This is a genomic window from Paenibacillus sp. AR247 (genome assembly GCF_002968895.1).
In the GTDB taxonomy this organism is placed as follows: domain Bacteria; phylum Bacillota; class Bacilli; order Paenibacillales; family Paenibacillaceae; genus Paenibacillus_AQ; species Paenibacillus_AQ favisporus.
In genome coordinates this window covers 1-4122 of record NZ_PCZT01000096.1, presented here as the reverse complement: position 1 = coordinate 4122, position 4122 = coordinate 1, and the positions used below count along the sequence as shown (strand labels likewise).

The following is a 4122-nucleotide window of genomic DNA, read 5'->3' as shown; positions in this document are numbered from 1 at the left end:
GAACGCGGGTGCCAGCGTATCCGGAATCCTCCAGCGCTTTCCAGCATTCCTCCAAGAAGACCCGCTGCTGCGGATCCATGTAGGTGGCTTCCAGTCCGTTAATGTAAAAAAGAAAGGATCAAATTGGTCGATGCCGTCCACAAATCCCCCAGCCTCGCAGAATGCCGAGCCCGGTGGATAGTGGTCGGACAGGTCCCACCTTGGAGAGGTGCCGATCAGCTCCTCGCCTCGGGATAAGTGCTCCCACAGCTCGTTTACGTCGGCCGAACCGGCAAATCTGCCGCTCATTCCGATGATCGCGATCGGTTCGTGTTCCTCGTCCCATCCCTGCGTATCAGATGGATTTCCGCTTTCCTGCGCTAAAACGAACTGTTCGCTTTCCAAGGCAGGATGGTCCATCGACACGAAGCTCTCATCTCCGGAATCCTGAAGTTCGTCTTCCGCTCCATCATTCACCAAAGCGGACGCAGGCGGCAAAAACTCTGTCAGTGTACCGGCAGCCCCCTCCCGGTGATCCTTCAAAATATACGTAGTCAACTGGCGGACCGAACTGTAATCAAACAAAGTGGTCGTATCCAGTTCGATGTTTAACGCCTGATTCAAAATTTGCACGAGGTGAACTCCGATAATCGAATCAAGTCCGTAATCGGCAAATGATTCATCCAGATCAATATCCTGCGGATGCACCTTCAGCGCCTCGGATAGCTTGTCCACGATCACCTCTCTGACATGATGCTCCAGCCTTTGGGAAATCAGCTCTTCGTCATGAGCTTGAGCCGGCTGCGGGGCGGTGTGGATCGTCCGTTCTACATCGTTGACCTGGTCGGATTCTGGTTTAATACGCTTCGTCACTTGTCTGTGAATCAGCTCAAAGCTTCCGAAATCAGCCAGCGGACCGTTTCTCGATCCGCTCAAGGATCTTACGGTTCGCCCACGGTCTACGCCATGCATGGAGGCCCTGACGCGAATCGTGCCGTCGGTTGCTGCGGCAATAATTTGCTGTCCCAAGGAATGGGCATGCGCGGCCGGGAACTCAACCTGCCCATACCCTTCGCTTTCGAGCGTTGACTTCCATGACTCAGGAGACAGTCCTGGACATCCCTGTATCCGGATTTCCGGATCGTCATATAACCACCAGCCTTCAAGGAGTCCAAAGGTCAGATGGGTTAGAAGACGACTGCTGCTAAGTTCGTTGATCAGAAGATGACCATTTTCTTCAGCAGCGCCTTGGCGTGTCGCAGCGTCCGGCGTGTGTTTCTCGTCGCGTGCAGCACGTTGGCCGCGATGGCAATGTCGAACTTTCCTTTTTTGTCCATCCATCCCGTACCGGGATCATCGACATTAAATAAATCGTAAGTCAGATAGGAGACATGAGGGCCATACTCATTTTCCGCGTGATGCAGAAAGGCTTTGGATATATCCGTGTAGCAGTACTCCTCGATCCGGTCCTGATAAGGCTGAAGCCTGCGGAAAAGCAGGCTGCTCGTCCCTCCGGTTCCCGCTCCGATTTCAATCAGCCTGACTTTGTACGACGGATCCCTGCGCCATATCTCCTGGATGATGGCCACGACCGAATCCGCCAGCACCTCGTTGAAGTAGTCCGCCACAGGGTTATTCTTATAGATTCCTTCCACCCGGCGCATGGAGGAATTCGGGAACATCATATCGGTAGCACGGATTTTACCGTTTAAAATATCAGGCAGCACCTCCAGCATCGTTTCGGCCAGGTTCATCCAAGGTTTCAGGCTGGAATCGGTCACCCACTGTTTCTTATGCTCATCCCAAGCGGAACGGGCGAAATCCGAATTCTGCGTAACACCTTCCGCTAAGCGATACGACTCGCCGGCTCGGATCAGCCGCCCTTTCCTGGTCAATACTTCCAGGCTCTCCTCCATCCAGCGGGTATATCGTGGAGAAATATGGGCCTGCTTGCACAAATCATCACGAGTACCGCTTATGCCATGGAACATCCCCATGGATGCGAGTCGTGACAGAAGCATGGTTCCGAGCACATCATCCGCTTCGTGTGCCAGAACCAAACCTTTCTCCAAATCCAGGGCGGTTTGGTTTCGGTCCGGAAGCTGCTGCAGCCACGAAAAGGAACCGCTGTCCGTATCCGGCAGCATTTCGACTCGATCTTCGGTGCTCATGCCTTCCACCACAAGTTCCCGAGTCGTTCGAATCATGGCCATTTGACGGAACGGAGCGGATAGTAGAAGCTCCACCGCCTCCATACCGTCCGCCGGCTCGATCAGCCCCATGCCGATGCGTTCCAGCTGCTTGACCTCTTCTGAAGCATTAGCTTCCGGGCTGCTCCAATACCCCCAGTTTATGATTTTGACCGGGCAGGACCATTCCTGCGACATCCGGTGGGCGAATGCGTCTTTGAACGCGCTGCCCGATGCATAATGGCTTTGTTTCGCATTTTTAATGAAGCTGATCAAGGAGGAGAAAAACAGCACGAAATCCAGCGGTTCTTCTTCAAATACTTTTGCCAGCCTTACGCTGACATCCACTTTGGCGCGGAGCGCGGCCCGAAACGAATCCTCGCTCATACCGGCAAGATCCTGATCGTTCAAAACCATGGCGGAATGGATGACGCCGTTTATGCGTGCATACTTCCCCTTAATATGCATGTAGGCTTCACGCAGCGAAACCTCGCTGGACGCGTCAACCGACAAGTACTCGGGCTTTGGTCCAAACGCAGCGATCCGGCCAGCTCGGCTACGGATTTCTTCGTCCAGCGGTCTTCGCCCGATCCATACGATTCGGGCCTGATAAGTGCGCACCATATATTCACTGAAAGCTCTTCCGATGCCTCCGGCTCCGCCGATGACGACATATACCCCGCCGGTTTGCAGCAGGGATCTTTCCGGTCGTACCGGCGCATGTACCCGGATCAGCGAATGCTTATGCCACTTCCCGTTTCGGTATGCCCACGGGTGGCCACGACGGTCGGCAGGAAGCGAGAACAGGGTGTCCAGCGGCCAGTCGCTTTCACTCTCGAGGTCGGCAATCCGGACGGACCAGTTCGCATATTCTTTCACCAAGGATCCTGCCAGACCGTGAACTCCCGCATGGGCGGGCTGAACCTGCTCCTTGCCCGATACCGGCAGGGTTTCCGTCGTAATGATGGTCCACTGCAAAGGCTGTTCGTTATAACGCCGATCCAGGAATGCCTGAATCCATCGGAATAAAGGAAGGATCCCTTGTTCCTGGGCATGAATCCAACCTTCAGAATCGGCCCAACCGGACTTGGACTCTGGAGCGATCCACACGACGTGGTCAATGCGGCTTAAGTCCCCGAGTCTCGCGCTGATCGCGGAAACCGAATCTTCCTCAGCGGGCACCAGCACGTGGGCATCTGGAAAATAACGCCGGATGAGATCCGCTTGTCGGCTTCCCCCCACAATTAGCATTTCACCTTTAAGGGACGATGGGGCGAGAGCGGATATGGTTGCTGCCGGGACTTCATCCCAAAACGGAAGCAGATGGACGTTTCCTGCAAGACTCACCGGATCATGACCGGCATCTTCTTCATGCGGGTCGGATGCGCTGTTGGTTTGCCTCGCCTCATCGGGATGATACTGCGCCATTTCCTTCATGTTCCGGTGGAATTGCGTTTCCTTTGCATTTGAATCGGATATCCTTGAGGCAAGTGCTCCTTCCAACACCCGGGTCGAAAATCCTTTCATCCGTACACACACCCGGCCGCTGGCATCGCATAAATCGATATCCAGTTTTTGCGTGGTTGCCGTAGAATCGTCTCTCTGCCGGATCCATGCCCACATTTCAGCTTCACATGGTGCGTATAACTCCATTTCCTGGAGTGCAAACGGCATTAACGGTTTGGAAGAGCTGGAAGGATAGCCGCTTGATGCTCGGGAGAGCTTGTTCAGCCCGATTGTGGCTTGCAGCGCCGAGTCCATCATTCCTGGATGCAGAACGTACTCGTTGGTTTCGGATGCAGCAGCATTCGTCAGCATCAACTTGGCAATGACTTGGCCCTCTCCGACATGGATGACGTCGATCCCCTGGTGATCCTGACCGTATTCCATGCCCATGAGCCTAAAGTTCGCGTAAAGGCTGGAAGAAGAAAGCGATTGGTCTCTGCAAACCTGT

At 54.4% G+C, this 4122-nt stretch carries 1 protein-coding gene and 1 pseudogene; both read right to left on the bottom strand.

Translation table 11 applies throughout. The annotated features are described in order from the left end of the window. Positions 1-951, bottom strand: a pseudogene (locus tag CPT76_RS41140) (acyl carrier protein); the annotation flags it as partial. 245 nt (positions 952-1196) lie between these two features. Continuing rightward, on the bottom strand, positions 1197-4122 hold a 2926-nt coding region (locus CPT76_RS36245), incomplete at its 5' end, for an SDR family NAD(P)-dependent oxidoreductase (protein ID WP_146116584.1).